The 21835-nt window shown below is 68.0% G+C and carries 20 protein-coding genes; 17 read left to right on the top strand and 3 right to left on the bottom strand.

Annotation, left to right across the window (positions count from 1 at the left end; all coding sequences use genetic code 11):
• Positions 1 to 2: 2 nt before the first annotated feature.
• Positions 3 to 1010 (top strand): allantoicase, encoded by a 1008-nt coding sequence (gene alc / locus EX20_RS16900; RefSeq protein ID WP_011883254.1) that lies wholly within the window; start codon positions 3 to 5, stop codon positions 1008 to 1010.
• Between the two features lie 14 nt (positions 1011 to 1024).
• Complete coding sequence (locus EX20_RS16895; protein ID WP_011883255.1) at positions 1025 to 1555, top strand: ureidoglycolate lyase; 531 nt, start codon at positions 1025 to 1027, stop codon at positions 1553 to 1555.
• 94 nt (positions 1556 to 1649) lie between these two features.
• Here the strand turns inward: EX20_RS16895 and fur are convergent, their stop codons facing one another.
• Complete coding sequence (gene fur / locus EX20_RS16890) at positions 1650 to 2078, bottom strand: ferric iron uptake transcriptional regulator (protein WP_011883256.1); 429 nt, start codon at positions 2076 to 2078, stop codon at positions 1650 to 1652.
• A 142-nt stretch (positions 2079 to 2220) separates the two neighbouring features.
• Between fur and EX20_RS16885 the strand changes: the two genes are divergently transcribed.
• The 9 genes from EX20_RS16885 to EX20_RS16845 all read left to right on the top strand — a co-directional run bounded on the left by EX20_RS16885 (position 2221) and on the right by EX20_RS16845 (position 11516).
• Positions 2221 to 3027 (top strand): outer membrane protein assembly factor BamE, encoded by an 807-nt coding sequence (locus EX20_RS16885; RefSeq protein ID WP_014722437.1) that lies wholly within the window; start codon positions 2221 to 2223, stop codon positions 3025 to 3027.
• A 66-nt stretch (positions 3028 to 3093) separates the two neighbouring features.
• Positions 3094 to 3891 carry a 4-hydroxy-tetrahydrodipicolinate reductase gene (dapB, locus tag EX20_RS16880; protein ID WP_011883258.1) on the top strand — a complete coding sequence of 266 codons (798 nt, stop codon included), beginning with the start codon at positions 3094 to 3096 and terminating at the stop codon, positions 3889 to 3891.
• A 19-nt stretch (positions 3892 to 3910) separates the two neighbouring features.
• The gene (locus EX20_RS16875; protein ID WP_034194163.1) at positions 3911 to 4606 is read left to right on the top strand and encodes a MotA/TolQ/ExbB proton channel family protein; all 696 of its coding nucleotides are present in this window, start codon (positions 3911 to 3913) and stop codon (positions 4604 to 4606) included.
• 22 nt (positions 4607 to 4628) lie between these two features.
• Entirely contained in the window at positions 4629 to 5084 is a 456-nt protein-coding gene (locus EX20_RS16870; protein WP_034194162.1) for an ExbD/TolR family protein, read from the top strand.
• Between the two features lie 281 nt (positions 5085 to 5365).
• Positions 5366 to 7960: a leucine--tRNA ligase gene (gene leuS, locus EX20_RS16865; RefSeq protein ID WP_034194161.1), complete on the top strand. Its 2595-nt coding sequence runs from the start codon at positions 5366 to 5368 to the stop codon at positions 7958 to 7960.
• Between the two features lie 38 nt (positions 7961 to 7998).
• Complete coding sequence (gene lptE / locus EX20_RS16860) at positions 7999 to 8553, top strand: LPS-assembly lipoprotein LptE (RefSeq protein WP_014722440.1); 555 nt, start codon at positions 7999 to 8001, stop codon at positions 8551 to 8553.
• Positions 8554 to 8571: 18 nt separating this feature from the next.
• Positions 8572 to 9666, top strand: a complete 1095-nt coding sequence (gene holA, locus EX20_RS16855) for a DNA polymerase III subunit delta (protein WP_034194160.1) — start codon at positions 8572 to 8574, stop codon at positions 9664 to 9666.
• Between the two features lie 138 nt (positions 9667 to 9804).
• Entirely contained in the window at positions 9805 to 11076 is a 1272-nt protein-coding gene (locus EX20_RS16850) for a glutamate-5-semialdehyde dehydrogenase (RefSeq protein WP_011883264.1), read from the top strand.
• A gap of 17 nt (positions 11077 to 11093) precedes the next feature.
• The gene (locus EX20_RS16845) at positions 11094 to 11516 is read left to right on the top strand and encodes a CopD family protein (protein ID WP_014722442.1); all 423 of its coding nucleotides are present in this window, start codon (positions 11094 to 11096) and stop codon (positions 11514 to 11516) included.
• Between the two features lie 87 nt (positions 11517 to 11603).
• Here the strand turns inward: EX20_RS16845 and EX20_RS16840 are convergent, their stop codons facing one another.
• Positions 11604 to 12452 carry a MurR/RpiR family transcriptional regulator gene (locus EX20_RS16840; protein ID WP_011883266.1) on the bottom strand — a complete coding sequence of 283 codons (849 nt, stop codon included), beginning with the start codon at positions 12450 to 12452 and terminating at the stop codon, positions 11604 to 11606.
• Positions 12453 to 12747: 295 nt separating this feature from the next.
• Here EX20_RS16840 and edd point away from each other — a divergent pair, with 295 nt between their 5' ends.
• From edd to EX20_RS16820, 4 genes are all read left to right on the top strand, one after another.
• Positions 12748 to 14604 carry a phosphogluconate dehydratase gene (gene edd, locus EX20_RS16835; protein WP_034194158.1) on the top strand — a complete coding sequence of 619 codons (1857 nt, stop codon included), beginning with the start codon at positions 12748 to 12750 and terminating at the stop codon, positions 14602 to 14604.
• Between the two features lie 19 nt (positions 14605 to 14623).
• A complete protein-coding gene (gene eda, locus EX20_RS16830) occupies positions 14624 to 15250 on the top strand; it encodes a bifunctional 4-hydroxy-2-oxoglutarate aldolase/2-dehydro-3-deoxy-phosphogluconate aldolase (protein WP_011883268.1) in 627 nt (208 codons plus the stop codon).
• A gap of 221 nt (positions 15251 to 15471) precedes the next feature.
• On the top strand, positions 15472 to 16833 hold the full coding sequence (locus tag EX20_RS16825) for a GntT/GntP/DsdX family permease (protein WP_014722445.1): 1362 nt from the start codon (positions 15472 to 15474) through the stop codon (positions 16831 to 16833).
• 13 nt (positions 16834 to 16846) lie between these two features.
• On the top strand, positions 16847 to 17350 hold the full coding sequence (locus tag EX20_RS16820; protein WP_011883270.1) for a gluconokinase: 504 nt from the start codon (positions 16847 to 16849) through the stop codon (positions 17348 to 17350).
• A gap of 109 nt (positions 17351 to 17459) precedes the next feature.
• On the opposite strand, the gene purB is transcribed toward EX20_RS16820, so the two are convergent.
• Positions 17460 to 18848 carry an adenylosuccinate lyase gene (gene purB, locus EX20_RS16815; protein WP_011883271.1) on the bottom strand — a complete coding sequence of 463 codons (1389 nt, stop codon included), beginning with the start codon at positions 18846 to 18848 and terminating at the stop codon, positions 17460 to 17462.
• Positions 18849 to 19050: 202 nt separating this feature from the next.
• On the opposite strand from purB, the gene EX20_RS16810 reads away from it, so the two are divergent.
• Positions 19051 to 20004: a LysR substrate-binding domain-containing protein gene (locus tag EX20_RS16810; RefSeq protein WP_011883272.1), complete on the top strand. Its 954-nt coding sequence runs from the start codon at positions 19051 to 19053 to the stop codon at positions 20002 to 20004.
• Positions 20005 to 20453: 449 nt separating this feature from the next.
• Positions 20454 to 21740: a Glu/Leu/Phe/Val family dehydrogenase gene (locus tag EX20_RS16805; protein WP_034194157.1), complete on the top strand. Its 1287-nt coding sequence runs from the start codon at positions 20454 to 20456 to the stop codon at positions 21738 to 21740.
• Positions 21741 to 21835: the final 95 nt, after the last annotated feature.

Raw genomic sequence — 21835 nt, 5'->3', positions numbered from 1 at the left:
ACATGGCAGCCCCCATCCTCGATCCGAATGCGCCGGCGTTCACGCGCCGCTACATGAACCTCGCCGATCCGCGTCTCGGCGCGCAGGCGCTGTTCGCCAGCGACGAGTTCTTCGCGCCGAAGGAGCGCATGCTGAACCCCGAGCCGGCCGTGTTCATTCCGGGCAAGTACGACGACCACGGCAAGTGGATGGACGGCTGGGAAACGCGCCGCAAGCGCACGACCGGCCACGATTTCTGCGTGATCCGGCTCGCGCGGCCGGGCGTGGTCCACGGCGTCGATCTGGACACCAGCCACTTCACCGGCAACTTTCCGCCGGCCGCGTCGATCGACGCGTGCAGCGTCGACGGCGACACGCCGCCCGACGACGCCGCATGGCGCACGATCGTCCCCGCGACGACGCTGCAGGGCAACGCGCACCACTACGTGAGCGTGAGCGACGCGCAGCCGGTGACGCATCTGCGCGTGAACCTGTATCCGGACGGCGGCCTCGCGCGGCTGCGCGTGTACGGTCAGCCGCAGCGCGACTGGCACGACGTGGCGGCCGGCGAACTCGTCGATCTGGCCGCGATCGAGAACGGCGGCTACCTGGTGGCGGCGAACAACCAGCACTTCGGTGCGGCGTCGCAGATGCTGATGCCGGGGCGCGGCGCGAACATGGGCGACGGCTGGGAAACGCGGCGCCGCCGCGAGCCCGGCAACGACTGGGCGATCGTCGCGCTCGCGCGGCCGGGCGTCATCCGGCGCGTCGACGTCGATACGGCATTCTTCAAAGGCAACTTCCCGGACCGCTGTTCGCTGCAGGCGGCGCGCGTCGCGGGCGGCACCGACGATTCGCTCGTCACGCAGGCAATGTTCTGGGCCGAACTGCTCGGCGAGCAGAAGCTCCAGATGGACCGCGTGCACACCTTCGACCAGCTGGCGGCGCTCGGCCCCGTCACGCACGTGCGCTTCAACATCTTCCCGGACGGCGGCGTGTCGCGGCTGCGTCTGTGGGGCGAACCGGCCTGACGGAGGGTATCGGCATGAGCGGACCCCGTATCCTGCGCGCACAGCCCCTGACCCGCGACGCGTTCGCGCCGTTCGGCGACGTGATCGCGCTCGAAGGCGCGCGGCACTTCCCGATCAACGGCGGTACGACCGAGCGCTTCCACGATCTCGCGACCATCGACGTCTGCGCGGACGGCGGCCGGCCGCTCGTCAGCGTGTTTCGCGCGCAGCCGCGCGCGCTGCCCGTCGCGCTGACGCTGATGGAGCGCCATCCGCACGGCAGCCAGGCATTCATCCCGCTCGCGGCGGTCGCGCGCTATGCGATCGTCGTCGCGCCGGCCGGCGAATTCCGGCCCGACGCGATGCGCGCGTTCGTCGCCGAGGGCTGGCAGGGCGTGAACTACGCAAAAGGTGTCTGGCACCATCCGCTGCTCGCGCTCGACGCGGTCAGTGACTTCGTGATCGTCGACCGCGGAGGCCCCCAGCCGAACTGCGACGAGATCGCGCTGGCCGACCCGTGGGTTCTCGAACTCGGGCTCGGCCCGGCGAGCGCGGGCGCGGCCTGACGCGGCGCCGGCCGGCGGCGACGCCAAAAACGACACGGCCCGGGCGGCGGGATGCCGGCCGGGCCGTCGCGCATGCGCGGACGAGCGCTCAGTCTCAGTGCTTGCGGTGCGGGCAGTTCTCCGTCGTGCAGGAGCCGTACATCGCGAGCGAATGCTCCTGCAGGTGGAAGCCGCGTTCCTTCGCGATCGTCTGCTGGCGGCTTTCGATCTCGGCATCGAAGAATTCCTCGACGCGGCCGCAATCGAGGCACACGAGGTGATCGTGGTGGGAGCCTTCGTTGAGCTCGAACACGGCCTTGCCCGATTCGAAGTTGCTGCGCGACAGCAGGCCGGCCTGCTCGAATTGCGTCAGCACGCGGTAAACGGTGGCGAGCCCGATGTCCAGCTGCTCGTTGAGCAGGTTGCGGTAGACGTCTTCGGCGGTCAGGTGACGCACCGGGCTTTGCTGGAAGATTTCGAGAATCTTGAGGCGCGGTAGGGTGGCCTTTAGCCCGATATTCTTGAGATCGGTCGGATTGGTCATGGCTAGGCATCCCTAGAGTACAATGCAGGGCTTCAATGTTACCGGCTTTTGGCCGTTCCAGAAACACGCGCGGCCCGCGGGGCGGGCCAGCTCGGTGACGGAAATGTTCCCGGAATCTCTTTCGCACTTTCAGAGGAGTCGCATGCGGAGTGCCATCATCGCTGCCGCCGCCGTTGCCGCGCTGGCGGGTTGTTCGTCGTACGACAGCGTGACGCAGCGCATCGCGCAGAGCATCACGCCCTATCGGATCACGGTTGTGCAGGGCAACTTCGTGTCGCAGGAGAAGGCCGCTCAACTGCAGGCCGGCATGACGCGCGAACAGGTTCGCGCGCTGCTCGGCACGCCGCTGCTGTCGGACATGTTCCACGCCGATCGCTGGGATTACCTCTTTTACTTCAAGCGCGGCTCGACTTCCGTGGTCCAGCAGCGCGACCTCGTGCTGACGTTCGCGGGCGACCGCCTCGCCAGCTGGACGGGTGCGGATAACCTGCCGTCCGAGCTCGACCTGCTCGCCGATATCGACGGCGATCGCGGCGGCAAGAAGGCGAAGGCCGCCGCCGCGGCGAAGAAGGCGTCCGAAGCCGCCGCCGCTGCTGCCGCCGCCAGCGCCGCGCAGGCGAGCGCTGCCGCGAGCCCGGCCGCCGAGCCGGCGTCCGCCGCCGCGCTCGACCAGGATGCGAACGCGCAGGCCGCACGCGCGGCGAACCGCGCGACCAACCAGGTGTCGGGGCAGGGCGCGACGGCCCGTCGCTTCACGCCGGCCGCGCAGGCCTCGGGCGGCGCGCCGGTGCCGGGCGGCCAGCCGCCGGGCGCGGCGCCGGCGATCCAGCCGCAGTTCCAGTTCCATCGTCCGCCGCAGCCGAACGTGTCGAACGACGCGTCGCCGCCGGTCGGCCCGCAGGGCGCGGACAACCTGCAGAACCAGCCGCTCACCGCGCCGGCCCAGTAAGCGGCCCGCGTGCGGAATCGGGGGCGGCAGGCGCCGCCCGCCTTTAGACCTGTCGTGTAGAAAGCCATGAAGATTGCGATTGCCGGTGCATCGGGCCGTATGGGCCGGATGCTGATCGAAGCCGTTCTCAACGATGCCGACGCGCAGCTCGTCGGCGCACTCGACCGCGCCGGGTCGCCGTTTCTCGGCCAGGACGCGGGCGCGTTCGTCGGCAAGGACACCGGCATCAAGCTGACCGACGATCTCGACGCGGTGTTCGCGCAGGCCGATTACCTGATCGACTTCACGCGCCCCGAGGGCACGATCGCCCACATCGAGGCCGCGCTACGCCACGACGTGAAGCTCGTGATCGGCACGACCGGCTTCACGGCCGAGCAGAAGGCGCAGCTGCAGGCTGCGGCGGCGAAGCTCGGCATCGTGTTCGCAGCGAACATGAGCGTCGGCGTGAACGTCACGCTGAAGCTGCTCGAATTCGCGGCGCAGCACTTCTCGCACGGCTACGACATCGAGATCATCGAGGCGCATCACCGTCACAAGGTCGACGCGCCGTCGGGCACCGCGCTGATGATGGGCGAGGCGGTGGCCGGCGCACTCGGCCGCTCGCTCGACGACTGCGCGGTGTACGGCCGCCATGGCGTGACCGGCGAACGCGATCCGTCGTCGATCGGTTTCGCGGCGGTGCGCGGCGGCGACATCGTCGGCGATCACACCGTATTGTTCGCCGGCATCGGCGAACGGATCGAAATCACGCACAAGTCGTCGAGCCGCGTGTCGTACGCGCAGGGCGCGCTGCGTGCGGTCCGCTTCCTGTCGGCGCGCGGCGCCGGCCTGTTCGACATGCAGGACGTGCTCGGCCTGCGCTGATCCTCACGGGGAAACTCCGATGGCGATTCCCACCGGCGTTGTCCACTACCTCGAAAGCGGCGATGCGATCACGCACGCCGTCGCCTACGTGCTGCTGGCGATGTCCGTCGCCAGCTGGTGCTTCCTGCTCGTCAAATCGTGGCTGCTGGTCCGCGCGAAGCGGCAGGGGCCGCGCGCGCTCGCCGCGTTCTGGCGGGCGGCGTCGCTCGACGCGGGCATCGCCGCGCTCGCCGGCGCCGATCGCGAGCGCGTGTTCGTGCCGCTCGCCGAAGCCGCGCGCGATGCGGCCGACGAACACGATCCCGCCGCGCTGGCCGCGCGCGTCGAGCGCGGCGAACGCGTGCTGCGCGCGCTGCGTCACGCGATGCTGCGCTCGCAGCGGCGCCTCGAGTTCGGCCAGGTGCTGCTCGCGTCGATCGGCAGCACCGCGCCGTTCGTCGGGCTGCTCGGCACCGTATGGGGCATCTACCATGCGCTCGGCAGCATCGCCGTGAGCGGGCAGGCGCAGATCGAGAACGTCGCGGGGCCGGTCGGCGAGGCGCTGATCATGACCGCGTTCGGGCTCGTCGTCGCGATCCCCGCGGTGCTCGCGTACAACATCCTCGGGCGGCTGGTGCGCCAGCTCACCGAGGAACTCGACGGCTTCGCGCGCGACCTGCACGTGTTCGTGTGCGCGCAACCCGTGCGGCCGGCCCAACCCGCCCAACCCGCATAACCCGCGGCCCGGAGGAACGACCATGGCATTCGGCGGGCTGGAGCACCACAAGACGTCCGCGCCGATGGCGGAGATCAACATGACGCCGCTGATCGACGTGATGCTCGTGCTGCTCGTCATCTTCATCATCACCGCGCCGCTGATGACGCACGCGATCCGGCTCGACCTGCCGAAGGTCGCGGCCGGCGTCGCGCGCGATACGCCGCAGTCGGTCACGTTGTCGATCGACGACGCCGGCAAGCTCTACTGGGACGACACGCCCGTCACGCTCGACGCGCTGCCCGCGCGCCTGCGGGCGGCCGCCGCCGCCGCCGCGCCGCCCGAGTTGCGGCTGCGCGCGTCGCGCGCGACCCGCTACGACGTGATCGCGCAGGTGATGGGCGCCGCGCAGGCCGCGGGCCTGACGCGGATCGGCTTCGTCACCGACCCGCCGCCGGCGGGCGCCGCCGCGCCCACCGCCGCGGGCGCGAAACCCTGAGCGGCGTGCGTCGCATGCACGCGCTCCGCACAAGAATGCATGCCGGCCCGCGACACCGGCCGTACCGGCCGTCACGGACGGTATAATCGTCGTTTCCGCCCGGTCGGCAGGGTTTCGCCGGGTAACCCGGAGCACCGCCGGGTTACCCGGCGAAGATCCGGCAACCACGATGCAGGCCCGCGACCCGTGTGCCTGCCGCCGCCGCCGGGCTGCCCGATTTCGTCCACTTCCGCGTGCCCGCCTGAATCGCGCGCCGCTTAAAGCCTAGTCCGAACCACACCATGCACGAGAGATACGTACCCGCCGACGTCGAAGCCGCCGCCCAGGGCGACTGGCGCGCAGCCGATGCCTACAAGACGAAGGAAGATTCGCAGAAGCCGAAGTTCTACTGCGTGTCGATGCTGCCGTATCCGTCCGGCAAGCTGCACATGGGTCACGTGCGCAACTACACGATCAACGACGTGATGTACCGCTATCTGCGGATGAACGGCTACAACACGCTGATGCCGATGGGCTGGGACGCGTTCGGGATGCCGGCCGAGAACGCCGCGATGGCCAACGGCGTGCCGCCCGCGAAGTGGACCTACGACAACATCGACTACATGAAGGGGCAGATGCAGTCGATGGGCCTCGCGATCGACTGGTCGCGCGAGATCGCGACGTGCAAGCCCGACTACTACAAGTGGAACCAGTGGCTGTTCCTGAAGATGCTCGAGAAGGGCATCGCGTACAAGAAGACGGGCACCGTGAACTGGGACCCGGTCGACCAGACCGTGCTCGCGAACGAGCAGGTGATCGACGGCCGCGGCTGGCGCTCGGGCGCGCTCGTCGAGAAGCGCGAAATCCCGATGTACTACCTGCGCATCACGCAATACGCGGATGAGCTGCTGAACGATCTCGACGGCCTCGGCTGGCCCGAGCGCGTGAAGATCATGCAGCAGAACTGGATCGGCAAGAGCTTCGGCGTGAACTTCGGGTTCCCGTACGAGCTCGACGGCGAGAAGGCGCTGCTGCGCGTGTTCACGACGCGCGCCGACACGATCATGGGCGTCACGTTCTGCGCGATCGCGGCCGAGCATCCGCTCGCGACGCGCCTCGCGCAGGGCAAGCCCGAGCTGCAGGCGTTCATCGACGAATGCAAGCGCGGCGGCGTCGCCGAAGCCGACGTCGCGACGATGGAGAAGAAGGGCATCGCGACGGGCTTCTCGGTCACGCACCCGCTGACCGGCGAGGCGGTCGAGGTCTGGATCGGCAACTACGTGCTGATGAGCTATGGCGAAGGCGCGGTGATGGGCGTGCCGGGCCACGACGAGCGCGATTTCGCGTTCGCGAAGAAATACGGGCTGCCGATCAAGCAGGTGATCGCCGCCGAAGGGCAGACGTACTCGCTGGACGCATGGCAGGAGTGGTACGGCGACAAGGACGCCGCGGTCTGCGTGAACAGCGGCAAGTACGACGGCCTGCGCTACACGGAAGCAGTCGACGCGGTCGCGGCCGACCTGAAGGCCGGCGGCTTCGGCGACAAGCAGGTGACCTGGCGCCTGCGCGACTGGGGCGTGTCGCGCCAGCGCTACTGGGGCACGCCGATTCCGATCATCCACTGCCCGTCGTGCGGCGACGTGCCGGTGCCCGAGCAGGATCTGCCGGTCGTGCTGCCGGAAGACCTCGTGCCGGACGGCACGGGCAACCCGCTCGCGAAGTCCGAGGCGTTCCTGAACTGCACGTGCCCGAAGTGCGGCGCGGCCGCGAAGCGCGAAACCGACACGATGGACACCTTCGTCGATTCGTCGTGGTACTTCTCGCGCTACACCGCGCCGGACGCCGACACGATGGTCGACGCGCGCACCGATTACTGGATGCCGATGGATCAGTACATCGGCGGCATCGAACACGCGATCCTGCACCTGCTGTATTCGCGCTTCTGGACGAAGGTGATGCGCGACCTCGGCCTCGTGAAGTTCGGCGAGCCGGCCAAGAACCTGCTCACGCAGGGGATGGTGCTCAACGAGACGTACTATCGCGAAGACGCGACCGGCAAGAAGACCTGGTACAACCCGGCCGACGTGACGGTCACGCACGACGACAAGGGCCGCCCGGTGGGCGCCACGCTGAACGCCGACGGCCAGCCGGTGGTGCTCGGCGGCATCGAGAAGATGTCGAAGTCGAAGAACAACGGCGTCGATCCGCAGGTGCTGATCGACCAGTACGGCGCCGACACCGCGCGCCTCTTTACGATGTTCGCCGCGCCGCCCGAGCAGCAGCTCGAGTGGTCGGGTGCGGGCGTCGAGGGCGCGAGCCGCTTCCTGCGCCGCGTGTGGAGCTTCGGCGCCGGCAACCGCGAGGCGCTCGCCGCGCGCGCGGGCTTCGACGCAGCGTCGCTCGGCGACGCCGACAAGGCGCTGCGCCGCGAAATCTACAGCGTGCTGAAGCAGGCCGACTTCGACTACCAGCGCCTGCAGTACAACACGGTCGTGTCGGCGGCGATGAAGATGCTGAACGCGATCGACGGCGCGAAGGGCGCGACGCCCGGCGTGCTGCGCGAGACGTACGGCGTGCTGCTGCGCGTGCTGTACCCGGTCGTGCCGCACGTCACGTTCGAACTGTGGAAGGCGCTCGGCTACGCGGACGAATTCGGCCCGCTGCTCGACGCACCGTGGCCGAAGGTCGACGAGGCCGCGCTCGAGCAGGCCGAGATCGAACTCGTGCTGCAGGTGAACGGCAAGGTGCGCGGCGCGCTGAAGGTCGCGAAGGATGCGACGCGCGAAGCGATCGAAGCCGCGGCGGTGGCCGACGAAGCATTCGCGAAGTTCAGCGACGGCAAGCCGGCGAAGAAGATCGTCGTCGTGCCGGGCCGGCTCGTGAACATCGTCGTCTGACGGCCGCCGGCCGTCGGGTGCACACAGAAGGAGCGAAGGTGATCCGCAGATCGTTTTTGATGCTCGCCGCCGGCAGCGCGCTCGCGCTGTCGGCATGCGGTTTCCAGTTGCGCGGCCAGCAGAACTACGCGTTCAAGCACCTGCTGATCGCCGGCGCGCCGGCGCCGGTGCAGGCGCGCCTGGTGCGCCTCGTCGAGGCCGGCAGCGACACGAAGATCGTCAAGTCGCCGGACGACGCCGACGCGGTGCTGAGCATGTGGGAGTCGCGCGGCCAGAACACGCTGACGCTGAACAAGTACGGCTCGGCGCAGGAGTACGCGCTGTTCTACACGCTGAACTACACGCTGACGAGCAAGGACGGCACCGTGCTGATTCCGCCGAGCGCGATCGCGCTGAACCGCGCGATGACGTACAGCGATCAGTACACGAACGCGAAGGCCCAGGAAGCCGACATCCTGTACGCCGACATGCAGAACGATGCGGTCGACCAGCTGATGCGGCGTCTCGCGATCGTCCACTCGCTGACGCCGGCGCCGGAAGACGTGGTGCCGGGCGTGGCGCCGCGCGCGCCGCTGCCGCCGCCGCCGCTCTGATCTGCCGCGCACGCACCGATGCAATTGCGACTTGATGCGCTGGAGCCGCACCTCGCGAAGGGGATGGCCGGGCTCTACACCGTCTACGGCGACGAGCCGCTGCTCGCGCAGGAAGCGTGCGACCGCATTCGTGCGGCCGCGCGCGCGGCCGGCTTCACCGAGCGCTCGGTGCATACGGTCGAGCGCGGCTTCGACTGGAGCGTGCTGCTCGGCGCGACCCAGGCGATGTCGCTGTTCGGCGAGCGCCAGCTGATCGAGCTGCGCATTCCGTCGGGCAAGCCGGGCAAGGAAGGCGCCGACGCGCTGAAGACGCTCGCGGCGACGCCCAATCCGGACGCGCTGATGCTCGTCACGCTGCCGCGCCTCGACGCGGCCACGCAGAAGTCCGCCTGGTTCACCGCGCTGCAGAATGGCGGCGTCGCGCTGAAGATCGATCCGGTCGACCGTGCGCAGCTGCCGAACTGGATCGGCCAGCGCCTGTCGATGCAGGGCCAGCGCGTCGCGCCCGGCGAAGACGGCCGCCGTGCGCTGCAGTTCATCGCGGAGCGCGTCGAGGGCAACCTGCTCGCCGCGCATCAGGAAATCCAGAAGCTCGGGCTGCTGTATCCGCAAGGCGTGCTGACGTTCGAGCAGGTGCACGACGCGGTGCTGAACGTCGCGCGCTACGACGTGTTCAAGCTGAACGAGGCGATGCTCGCCGGCGATGCCGCGCGGCTCGCGCGGATGATCGACGGCCTGAAAGGCGAGGGCGAGGCGATCGTGCTGGTGATGTGGGCCGTCGTCGAGGAACTGCGCACGCTGTTGCGGATCAAGCGCGGCGCGAGCGCCGGCAAGCCGCTCGCGACGCTGCTGCGCGAGAACCGCGTGTGGGGGCCGCGCGAGCGGCTGATCGCCCCGGCGCTGAATCGCGTGTCGGAAGCCATGCTCGAGAAGGCGCTCGCGTTCGCCGCGAAGCTCGACCGGCAGGTGAAGGGGCTGTCGGCCGTCACGCCCGGCCGCCGCACGCACGACGATCCGCCGCCCGACCCGTGGGACGGCCTGTTCCAGCTCGCGATGACGGTCGCGGGCGAGCGCGGCGAGCGACCGCCGACCGCGGGTCGCGTGCGGCGTTAAGCCCGCCCGGCGCGCTCAGCGTCCGTTCTGCAACCCGCTTACAATGCTCCGACAGGCCGCGCGGCCCGTGTTGTCCGCGCGCCGACGCTTTCCCCCGAATTCACGCCGCGCGAAGCGGCTCGTTTCTCGAGTCACACGATGGATATCGACCAATACATGACGGACCTGGGCCGCCGGGCCCGGCACGCGTCGCGCGCGATGGCGCGCGCCAGCACGGCCGCGAAGAACGCGGCGCTCGACGCCGTCGCGCGCGCGATCGAGCGCGACGCCTCGGCGCTGAAGGAAGCGAACGCGCGCGACGTCGCGCGTGCCCGCGACAAGGGGCTCGACGCGGCGTTCATCGACCGCCTGACGCTGTCGGACAAGGCATTGAAGACGATGGTCGAAGGGCTGCGCCAGGTCGCGTCGCTCGCCGATCCGATCGGCGAGATCAGCAATCTCAAGTACCGCCCGAGCGGGATCCAGGTCGGCCAGATGCGCGTGCCGCTCGGCGTGATCGGGATCATCTACGAGTCGCGGCCGAACGTGACGATCGACGCGGCCGCGCTGTGCCTGAAGTCGGGCAATGCGACGATCCTGCGCGGCGGCTCCGAGGCGCTCGAATCGAACGCGGCGCTCGCGAAGCTGATCGGCGAGGGGCTCGAGGCGGCCGGGCTGCCGCAGGACGCGGTGCAGGTGGTCGCCACCGCCGATCGCGCGGCGGTCGGCAAGCTGATCACGATGACCGAATACGTCGACGTGATCGTGCCGCGCGGCGGCAAGAGCCTGATCGAGCGCCTGATCAACGAGGCGCGCGTGCCGATGATCAAGCACCTCGACGGCATCTGCCACGTGTATGTCGACGATCGCGCCGATCTCGCGAAGGCGCTCACCGTGTGCGACAACGCGAAGACGCACCGCTACGGCACCTGCAACACGATGGAGACGCTGCTCGTGTCGAGCGGCATCGCGGCCGCGCTGCTGCCGCCGCTCGGCAAGCTGTATCGCGACAAGCAGGTCGAGCTGCGCGTCGATGCGGCCGCGCGCGCGGTGCTCGCCGATGCGGGCGTCGGCCCGCTGGTCGACGCGACCGACGCGGACTGGCACACCGAATATCTGGCGCCGGTGCTCGCGATCAAGGTCGTCGACGGGCTCGACGCGGCGATCGAGCACATCAATCACTATGGGTCGCACCACACCGATGCGATCGTCACCGAGGATCACGATCGCGCGATGCGCTTCCTGCGCGAAGTCGATTCGGCGAGCGTGATGGTGAACGCGTCGACCCGCTTCGCCGACGGCTTCGAGTTCGGCCTCGGCGCGGAAATCGGCATTTCGAACGACAAGCTGCACGCACGCGGCCCCGTCGGCCTGGAAGGGCTGACGTCGCTGAAGTACGTCGTGCTCGGGCACGGCGAAGGCCGTCAGTAACGCGAGGCGCACAACCGATGGCAATGCTCTGGGTCAAGACCTTCCATATCGTACTGATCGCCGCGTGGTTCGCCGGCTTGTTCTACCTGCCGCGCATCTACGTGAACCTGGCCATGGAAACCGATCCGGCCGCGGTGCGGCGCCTGCTGCTGATGGCGCGCAAGCTGTTCCGCTTCATGACGCTGATCGCGGTGCCGGCGCTCGCTTGCGGGCTGTGGCTCTGGCTCGTGATCGGCATCGGCCAGGGGCAGGGGTGGATTCATGCAAAGGTCACGGTGGTGCTGCTGCTCGTGATCTACCACGCGTATTGCGGGCACCTGCTGAAGGTGTTCGAGCGCGGCGAGAACCGCCGCACCGACAAGTGGTATCGCGTGTTCAACGAGCTGCCGGTGCTCGGCATGCTGATCGCGGTCGCGCTGGTCGTGATCAAGCCGTTCTGAGCGAGCGGCACGCGCCGCGGGCCAACCGCGGCTATCGACCTGCAACGGCGCTCCGATGGGGCGCCGTTTTTGCTGTGGCGTCGCGCGCTAGTCCTTTGCCGGATCGTCGATCCGGCGGCGCGTGATCGCCTCCTTCGCGCGGCCGACGCGCTCCATCAGCGCCGGCCCGCGCGACAGCGCGACGCCGACCGCCAGGATGTCGCCGATCGCGAGATGCGACATGCGCGACGTCATCGGCGAGAACACGTCGGTTTCCTCGGCGACGTTCGACGCGAGGCTCACCGTCGCCAGTTTCGCGAGCGGCGAATGGCTTTGCGTGATCGCGACGACCTTAGCGCCGCACGCGAGCGCCGAGCGCGCGGCGTCGACGATGTCGCGCGTGCGGCCGGTGTTCGAGATCGCGACCACGACGTCGTGCGGCCCGAGAAGCGCCGACGACATCGAGAACGTATGCGGGTCGGAATACGCGACGCTCGGCACGCCGAGCCGGAAGAACTTGTGCTGGATGTCCTGCGCGGCGATGCCCGAGCCGCCCGCGCCGTAGAACTCGATGCGCGACGCGTGCGACAGCAGCGCGATCGCGTCGGCGACGCTGCCGGCCGACAGGCTGTTGCGTACTTCGATCAGCGCGCCGATCGTGCGGTCGAACACCTTGCCGATGATGCCGGGCGCGGGCTCGTCGGGCTCGACGTCGCGGTACACCGACGACACGCCGGGCGCGACGCTCTGCGCGAGCCGGATCTTGAATTCGCGAAAGCCGCTGCAGCCGAGCGCCTGACAGAAGCGCGCAATGGTCGGCTGGCTGACGCCCGCGCGGGTCGACAGCTCGGTCATCGCGAGGTCGAGCACCTCGCGCGGCGCGGCGAGGATGTAGTCGGCGAGCTTGCGCTCGGACGGGCGCAACTCGGGGCGGATCGCTTCGATGCGAGGCAGCATGGGACGGCGGAAAGGGAATCGGGTTCGGATGACGGAGTGTATCGCAATCGAATTGTAGAAAATCTACATGAAAATGCTAGGTGGTGGAGTGGGGTTTTGCGGGGCCGTGCTCAGTGAGAATTAGGGTTTTCACTGAGTCGTGCCTTGCTGGTATTGGGAATGGCGGTTGCGCGCAGGATCATGTGCATTGCATGCTTGTAGTTTTTCTACTAGACTTCCTTCGTTCGTTCGACGCAACTCGATCGTCCCCACGATTCCAACCGCCGGTGTCGTCCGGCATACAGGAGCGCCCAGCATGACGTCGCTGCATCCCACCCTGGCGAAAGTCACCGATCGCGTGATCGCCCGCAGCCAATCGACCCGTTCGACCTATCTGCAGCGCATCGACCGCGCGCAAGGCAAGTTCCCGGCGCGCGGCGCGCTGTCGTGCGCGAACCTCGCGCACGGCTTCGCCGGTCTCGAAGGCAGCGACAAGTTCCAGATCAAGGCGATCCGCGAGCCCAACATCGGCATCGTGTCCTCGTACAACGAGATGCTGTCCGCGCACGCGCCGTACAAGGATTTTCCCGACATCATCAAGGCCGCCGCGCGCGAGAACGGCGGCGTCGCGCAATTCGCGGGCGGCGTGCCGGCGATGTGCGACGGCATCACGCAGGGCAACGCCGGGATGGAGCTGTCGCTGTTCTCGCGCGAGGCGATCGCGATGGGCACCGCGATCGCGCTGACGCACAACATGTTCGATGCGGCGCTGTGTCTCGGCATCTGCGACAAGATCGTGCCGGGCCTGCTGATCGGCGCGCTGCAGTTCGGCCACCTGCCGACCATCTTCGTGCCGGCCGGCCCGATGACGAGCGGCCTGTCGAACGACGACAAGGCGAAGATCCGCCAGCAGTTCGCGACCGGCCAGGTCGGCCGCGACGCGCTGCTCGAAGCCGAGTCGGCCGCGTATCACGGTCACGGCACCTGCACGTTCTACGGCACCGCGAACAGCAACCAGATGCTGATGGAGCTGATGGGCCTGCACCTGCCGGGCTCGGCCTTCGTTCACCCGCACACGCCGCTGCGCGACGCGCTGACCGCGCAGGCCGCGCGCCGCGTGCTCGACCTGACGGTCGAGCGCGGCCAGTACACGCCGATCGGCCACGTGATCGACGAGAAGGCGATCGTCAACGGGATCGTCGCGCTGCTCGCGACCGGCGGCTCGACCAACCACACGCTGCACCTCGTCGCGATCGCGCGCGCGGCCGGCATCCTGATCGACTGGAACGATTTCGACGAGCTGTCGGCGGTCGTGCCGCTGCTCGCGAAGATCTATCCGAACGGCAAGGCCGACGTAAACCATTTCCACGCGGCCGGCGGCGTCGCGTTCCTGGTGCGCAACCTGCTCGAAGGCGGTCTGCTGCACGAAGACGTGACGACGGTCGCCGGCAAGGGCCTGTCGCACTACACGCAGGAGCCGAAGCTGATCGACGGCAAGCTGACGTGGGTCGACGGCACCGCCGAGAGCCACGACACGAAGGTGCTGCGCAGCATTCGCGAGCCGTTCCAGCCGGACGGCGGCCTGCGGCTGATGCAGGGCCGGCTCGGCCGCGGCGTGATCAAGATTTCGGCGGTCGCGCCCGAGCATCGCAAGGTGAAGGCGCCCGCGATCGTGTTCGATTCGCAGGAGGCCGTGCAGGCGGCGTTCGATCGCGGCGAGCTCAAGCGCGATTTCGTCGCCGTCGTGCGGTTCCAGGGCGCGCGTGCGAACGGGATGCCCGAGCTGCATCGTTTGACGCCGCTGCTCGGCGTGCTGCAGGATCAGGGCTTCCATGTCGCGCTCGTCACCGACGGCCGCATGTCGGGGGCGTCGGGCAAGGTGCCGGCGGTGATTCACGTGTCGCCGGAAGCGCTGCTCGCCGGCCCGCTCGGCAAGGTGAAGACCGGCGACACGCTCGTGATCGACGCGGAAGCCGGCGTCCTCGACATCGAGATCGACGACGCCGAATGGCAAGTGCGCCCGGTCGCGCAGCCGCTGCACCAGGCCGACAACGAAACGGGTTTCGGGCGCGAACTGTTCGGCGTGTTCCGCGCGGCGGCCGCACCGGCCGAGCAGGGCGCATCGGTTTTCGGGACGCTGGTCGGCGAAACCGCCGCTCACGTCGCTGCATGAATTTCAAGGAGCTCCATCAATGAAGACGATTGCTGAAATCGTGAAGCTGGGCCCGGTGATTCCGGTGCTCGCATTCGACTCGGTCGAGCAGGGCGAACACGTGTCGCGCGCGTTGCACGCGGGCGGCGTCAAGGTGCTCGAAATCACGCTGCGCACGCCGGCCGGCATCGAGGCGATCCAGCGCGCGAGCCAGCTGGCGGACGACATCGTCGTCGGCGTCGGCACCATCACGAAGCCCGAGCACTGCGCGCAGGCGAAGCGCGCGGGCGCGAAGTTCGGCGTGTCGCCGGGCCTGACGAAGGACCTGCACCTCGCGTCGCTCGACGCCGGCCTGCCGCTGCTGCCGGGCGTGATGACGCCGAGCGACATCATCCAGGCGCTCGAATTCGGCTACGAGACCGTGAAGTTCTTCCCCGCGCAGCAGGCCGGCGGCGTGCCGATGCTGCAGGCGTTCCACGGCCCGTTCCCGGCGCTGAAGTTCTGCCCGACCGGCGGCATCACGGTCGAAACCGCGCCGAACTTCCTGAAGCTGCCGAACGTCGTGTGCGTCGGCGGCTCGTGGCTCACGCCGAAGGCCGCGCTCGCCGCGCAGGACTGGGCCGAAGTCACGCGTCTCGCGCAAGCCGCGAGCCAGCTGCCGCGTTGATGCTTGTACGCAATGACATCCGAACCCTCGGGAAACGGGCGCTTAGTGCTTGTTTTTCCGAGGGTTTTTGCTGATGGAACCGGTTCTATCCGCGGGCCGCAAAGATAAGTAAAATTCAGCGTCCTGACCGGGTGGGTACCCCCGGTGTTTCGGAGACCTGCATAGCCGGGCATACTCGCAACCACTCGCCCGGTTTCGAACAATCCTAGGAGGAGTGCCACATGGGGGCTGTCCAAGGCAGCATGCTGCTCGTTTTCACGCTGATCGCGATTGCCGCGTTGATCCTGATGATCGCGCGCTTCAAGATCTACCCGTTCCTGGTGCTGATCATCGTTTCGCTGGGCCTCGGTCTCGCCGTCGGGATGCCGATGGACAAGATCGTCAAGTCGTTCGAAACGGGCACGGGCGGCACGCTCGGTCACATTGCGATCGTCGTCGGTCTCGGCACGATGCTCGGCAAGATGATGGCCGAATCGGGCGGCGCCGAACGGATCGCGACCACGCTGATCGACTGGTTCGGTGAAAAGAACATTCACTGGGCGATGATGTTCGTCGCGATCATCGTCGGCCTGCCGGTGTTCTTCGAAGTCGGCTTCGTGCTGCTGATTCCGATCGCGTTCAACGTCGCGAAGCGTACCGGCAAGTCGCTGCTGGTCGTCGGGCTGCCGATGGTGGCCGGCCTGTCGGTCGTGCACGGGCTGATCCCGCCGCACCCGGCCGCGCTGCTGGCCGTTCAGCAATACGGCGCCGACATCGGCAAGACGATCGCGTTCGGCTTGATCGTCGGCGTGCCGACCGCGATCATCGCCGGTCCGCTGTTCGCGCTGACGATCTCGAAGTTCGTGAAGCTGCCGGACAACAATCCGCTGGCCGCGCAGTTCGTCGATACGCGCACCGACGGCGGCAATCGCGAGCTGCCGGGCTTCGGCCTCACGCTGTTCACGGTCCTGCTGCCCGTCGTGCTGATGCTCGTCGGCAGCTGGGCCGATCTCGTGTTCGCGCCGAAGTCGCTGCCGAACAACCTGCTGCGCTTTGCCGGCAACTCCGACGTCGCGCTGCTGATCGCCGTGCTCGTGAGCTTCTTCACGTTCGGCAAGCTGCAGGGCTTCAACCGCGACCAGATCCAGAAGTTCTGCAGCGAGTGTCTCGCGCCGATCGCCGGCATCACGCTGATCGTCGGCGCGGGCGGCGGCTTCGGCGGCGTGCTGCGCGACAGCGGCATCTCGCAGCAGATCGTCGAGACGGCGAAGCACGCGCATCTGTCGCCGCTGCTGCTCGGCTGGTTCGTCGCGGCGCTGATGCGTCTCGCGACGGGTTCGGCAACCGTCGCGATGACGACGGCCTGCGGTATCGTCGCGCCGATCGCCGCGGCGGCCGGCACGACGGTCAGCCCGGAGCTGCTGGTGCTCGCGACGGGCTCGGGCTCGCTGATCTTCTCGCACGTGAACGACGGCGGCTTCTGGCTGATCAAGGAATACTTCGGGATGACGGTCGGTCAGACGTTCAAGACCTGGTCGTTGCTCGAAACCATCATCTCCGTGCTTGGCCTGGGCTTCACGCTGGCGCTCAGCATGGTTCTGTAACAAGGGGTAGTCAATGATTCTGATCGCAATGGGCGTGTCGGGCGCGGGCAAGTCGCGAATCGGCGAAATGCTGGCGGAACGCCTGTCGTGCAGCTATACCGACGGCGACGCGTTTCACAGCGCCGCCAACAAGGAAAAGATGCACCACGGCATTCCGCTGACCGACGACGACCGTTGGCCGTGGCTGCGCGCCATTCGGGCGGCCATCGAGGAAAAGCAGCGCGCGGGCGAGACGGCCGTGTTCACGTGCTCGTCGCTGAAGCGCTCGTATCGCGACGTGCTGCGCGGCACCGACGCCGACGTGCGGTTCGTGTATCTGAAGGGCTCGTTCGACGTGTTGCGCGAGCGCCTGAAGACGCGCACCGGCCACTTCTTCGATCCGTCGCTGCTGAAGAGCCAGCTCGAGACGCTCGAGGAGCCGGGCGCGGACGAAGCGATCGAGGTCAGCATCGAATTGACGCCCGAACAGATCGTCGACGAAGTGATGGTGAAGATCGGCCTCGCGCAGCAGCACTGAGCTGCTGCTCGAGCCGGGACGGACGATTCCGTTCCGACCGTCTGAACAGCAAAAAGCCCGATGCGAAGCAGTTCGCATCGGGCTTTTTTGCGTCGGCCGACGGTCGCGCTTATGCGATCCGCTTCGCGAGCTCGACGGCCTTGCCGATGTACGACGCGGGCGTCATCGCGAGCAGGCGGTCCTTCGCGTCCTGCGGGATCGCGAGCGTGGCGACGAATTCCTGCAGCGCTTCGCGCGTGATGCCCTTGCCGCGCGTGAGCTCCTTCAGTTGCTCGTACGGATTCTCGATGCCGTAGCGGCGCATCACCGTCTGCACCGGCTCCGCGAGCACTTCCCAGCAGTTGTCGAGGTCGTCGTGCAGGCGCTGCGGGTTCACTTCGAGCTTGTCGAGGCCGCGGATCAGCGAGTCGTACGCGAGCAGCGAGTAGCCGAGGGCGACGCCCATGTTGCGCAGCACCGTCGAGTCGGTCAGGTCGCGCTGCCAGCGCGACACCGGCAGCTTGTCGGCGAGGTGGCGCAGCGTCGCGTTCGCGAGGCCGAGGTTGCCTTCCGAGTTCTCGAAGTCGATCGGGTTGACCTTGTGCGGCATCGTCGACGAGCCGATCTCGCCGGCCTTCGTCTTCTGCTTGAAGTAGCCGACCGAGATGTAGCCCCACACGTCGCGGTCGAGGTCGAGCAGGATCGTGTTGGCGCGCGCGACCGCGTCGAACAGCTCGGCCATGTAGTCGTGCGGCTCGATCTGGATCGTGTACGGGTTGAAGGTGAGCTTCAGGCGGTTTTCGATCACGTCGCGCGAGAACGCTTCCCAGTCGAATTCCGGATACGCCGACAGATGCGCGTTGAAGTTGCCGACCGCGCCGTTCATCTTGCCGAGGATCTCGACCTTCTCGATGCGTGCGATCGCGCGGCCCAGACGGGCGGCGACGTTCGCGAGCTCCTTGCCGAGCGTCGTCGGGCTGGCCGGCTGGCCGTGCGTGCGCGACAGCATCGGCTGATCGGCCAGGGCGTGCGCGAGCGCGACGAGACGCTGGTGGACGGTGCGCAGCGCCGGCACGATCACGTGCTCGCGCGCGCCGGCGAGCATCATCCCGTGCGACGTGTTGTTGATGTCCTCGGACGTGCAGGCGAAGTGGATGAACTCGCTCGCCTTCTCGAGCTCGGCCTGGCCCTTCACCGATTCCTTCAGCCAGTATTCGACGGCCTTCACGTCGTGGTTCGTCACGCGCTCGATGTCCTTGATGCGGGCGGCGTCGTGCGCGGTGAAGCGCTCGGCGAGCTGCAGCAGGAATTGCTCGGACGCGTCGGAGAAGCGCGGAATTTCGGCGAAGCCGGCGCGCGACAGCGCGATCAGCCAGTGCACCTCGACGGTGACGCGGTGGCGCATGAACGCGGCTTCGGAGAGCCAGTCGCGCAGCGCTTCGGTCTTGCTGGCGTAGCGGCCGTCGATGGGCGAGAGCGCGGTGAGGGCGAAAAGCGTATCGGGACGAGTGTCGGACATGGTCGGGCGGGGCCTCGGGGGCCGGGCGAACGAGGGGAGGAGAATCCGGCATTTTACCATCGGCGCGGGCCGGGGCCGGCCGAACCGGTCGGGCCGAGCGTGGCGGCGTCCGGCCGCGTGCGACCGACTGCGGCCGAGTGCGGCCGGCGGCCGGTAGAATGCTCGCTTCTCCCCGACCCGCCGCCCGCCGCGCCCGATCCGCATGGAACTGAAATGGCTCGAAGACTTCGTTTCGCTCGCGGAAACGCGCAGCTTTAGCCGGTCGGCCGAGTTGCGCCACGTGTCGCAGCCGGCTTTCTCGCGGCGCATCCAGGCGCTCGAGGCGTGGCTCGCGACCGAGCTGATCGACCGCTCGGTCTATCCGACGCGGCTCACGCAAGCCGGCCAGATCTTCTACGAACAGGCGCTGACGATGCTGTCGCAGGCGCACGAGGCGCGCACGCTGCTGCGCGGTCACGTCGGCGCGCCGGTGCCCACGATCGAGTTCGCGGTGCCGCACACGCTGTCGCTCACGTATTTCCCGCGCTGGCTGCAGCGGATCGAGGCGAAGATGGGGCAGGTCCACACGCGGCTGCGCGCGCTGAACGTGCACGACGCGGTGCTGTCGCTCGTCGAAGGCGGCTGCGATCTCGTGATGGGCTATCACCATCCGAGCCACCCGGTCGCGCTCGATCCCGCGCGCTACGACATGCTGGTGCTCGGCAGCGAGCCGATCAGCGCGTTTTCCGCGCCGGCGCGCGCGGGCCGGCCGCGCTACACGCTGCCGGGCACCGCCGAGGCGCGCGTGCCGTACCTGTCGTATACGCCGAACGCGTATCTCGGCCGGATGACCGAAGTGATCGTGGCGAATGCGCCGACGCCGCTGTTCCTCGATCGGGTGTACGAAACCGACATGGCCGAAGGGCTGAAGGCGATGGCGCTCGCGGGCCACGGCGTCGCGTTCCTGCCGCACAGCGCGGTCGAGGACGCGATCGCGAGCGGCAGCCTGATCCGCCTCGACCGCTCGGCGCGCGGCGGCACGCATCCGTTCACGCTGACGATGGATATCCGCCTCTACTGCGACAAGCTCGCGCTGCAGGGCGACGACCCGCGCCAGAAGCTGGTTCGGGCGCTGTGGGAAGTCGTGCGCGACGAGCTGCGTGAAACGGCTGGGTGAGGGCTGGTTGACGGTCGATTGACGGCGGACATGGGGCCGGCTGACGGCCGGGATGACCGAGACGACCAACGGTCGCGCAATCGTCGACCATCGACAGCCGACAGCCGACAGCCGACAGCCGACAGCCGACCGCCAAGCGCCAAGCGCCAAGCGCCCAAGCGCCCAAGCGCCCAAGCGCCCAAGCGCCCAACCGTCCGCCCACCCCCGCACCTAACGGCTCCCTTGCAATCCCCCGGCCGGCCGCCGCAAGCCGCCTCGCACTCCCGATCCCCCGCATTTTTCCCCCACCCGATCCCCGCCCGTTCGCCGCCGTTCTTGCGCAAATCGCCCGTGGATTTGCGCAAAATCGCGATCATGCAAGAAACGCATAATCGAATAAGCAAACGGCATTGGATAAAAAAAACGGGTTTTTCGACAATGTGCGCAATCCGTTGAACGTTGGAGCATCCATGTCTTCGCAATTGCAGTCCATCCCGTCCTACCTGCACGCCGACGATCTCGGCCCGTGGGGCAACTATCTTCAGCAGGTCGATCGCGTCGCGCCGTACCTCGGTTCGCTGTCGCGCTGGCTCGAAACGCTGAAGCGTCCGAAGCGCATCCTGATCGTCGACGTGCCCATCGAGCTCGACAACGGCACCGTCGCGCACTTCGAAGGCTATCGCGTGCAGCACAACGTGTCGCGCGGTCCGGGCAAGGGCGGCGTGCGCTACCACCAGGACGTGACGCTGTCGGAAGTGATGGCGCTGTCGGCATGGATGTCGGTGAAGAACGCGGCCGTGAACGTGCCGTACGGCGGTGCGAAGGGCGGCATCCGCGTCGACCCGCGCAAGCTGTCGCGCGGTGAGCTCGAGCGCGTGACGCGCCGCTACACCAGCGAGATCGGCATCATCATCGGCCCGAACACCGACATTCCGGCGCCGGACGTCAACACCAACGAACAGGTGATGGCGTGGATGATGGACACGTATTCGATGAACCAGGGCCAGACGTCGACCGGCGTCGTGACCGGCAAGCCGATCTCGCTCGGCGGTTCGCTCGGCCGCAAGGAAGCGACGGGCCGCGGCGTGTTCGTGGTCGGCTGCGAAGCGGCGAAGAAGAAGGGCCTCGAAATCGAAGGCGCGCGCATCGCGGTGCAGGGCTTCGGCAACGTCGGCGGCATCGCGGCGAAGCTGTTCCAGGAAGCGGGCGCGAAGGTGATCGCGGTGCAGGATCACACGGGCACGATCTATCAGCCGGCCGGCCTCGACGCGAACAAGCTGCTCGACCACGTGGCGCGCACGGGCGGCGTCGCGGGTTTCGAGGGCACGGAGCCGATGCCGAACGACGAGTTCTGGACGGTCGAAACCGACATCCTGATCCCGGCGGCGCTGGAAAACCAGATCACCGAGAAGAACGCGTCGAAGATCCGCACGAAGATCATCGTCGAAGGCGCGAACGGCCCGACCACGACCGCGGCCGACGACATCCTGAGCGCGAGCGGCGTGCTGGTGATCCCCGACGTGATCGCCAACGCGGGCGGCGTGACCGTGTCGTACTTCGAGTGGGTGCAGGATTTCTCGAGCTTCTTCTGGACCGAAGACGAGATCAACCATCGCCTCGAGCGCGTGATGCGCGAAGCGTTCGCCGGCGTATGGGCGGTCGCGGAAGAGCACAACGTGTCGGTGCGCACGGCGGCGTTCATCGTCGCGTGCAAGCGAATCCTGATGGCGCGCGAAATGCGCGGTCTGTACCCCTGATCGTGCGTGGCCGAGCGTCGCTCGGCCCACTATGAACGATACATGACGCAATCGACCCGATTGCGTACATGAACCCTCGCGGGCGATGCCGAATC

This window comes from Burkholderia sp. WP42, assembly GCF_000745665.1.
In the GTDB taxonomy this organism is placed as follows: Bacteria; Pseudomonadota; Gammaproteobacteria; order Burkholderiales; family Burkholderiaceae; genus Burkholderia; species Burkholderia vietnamiensis.
The sequence above is the reverse complement of the archived record's forward strand: the minus strand, read 5'-3'. Positions and strand labels throughout refer to the sequence as shown.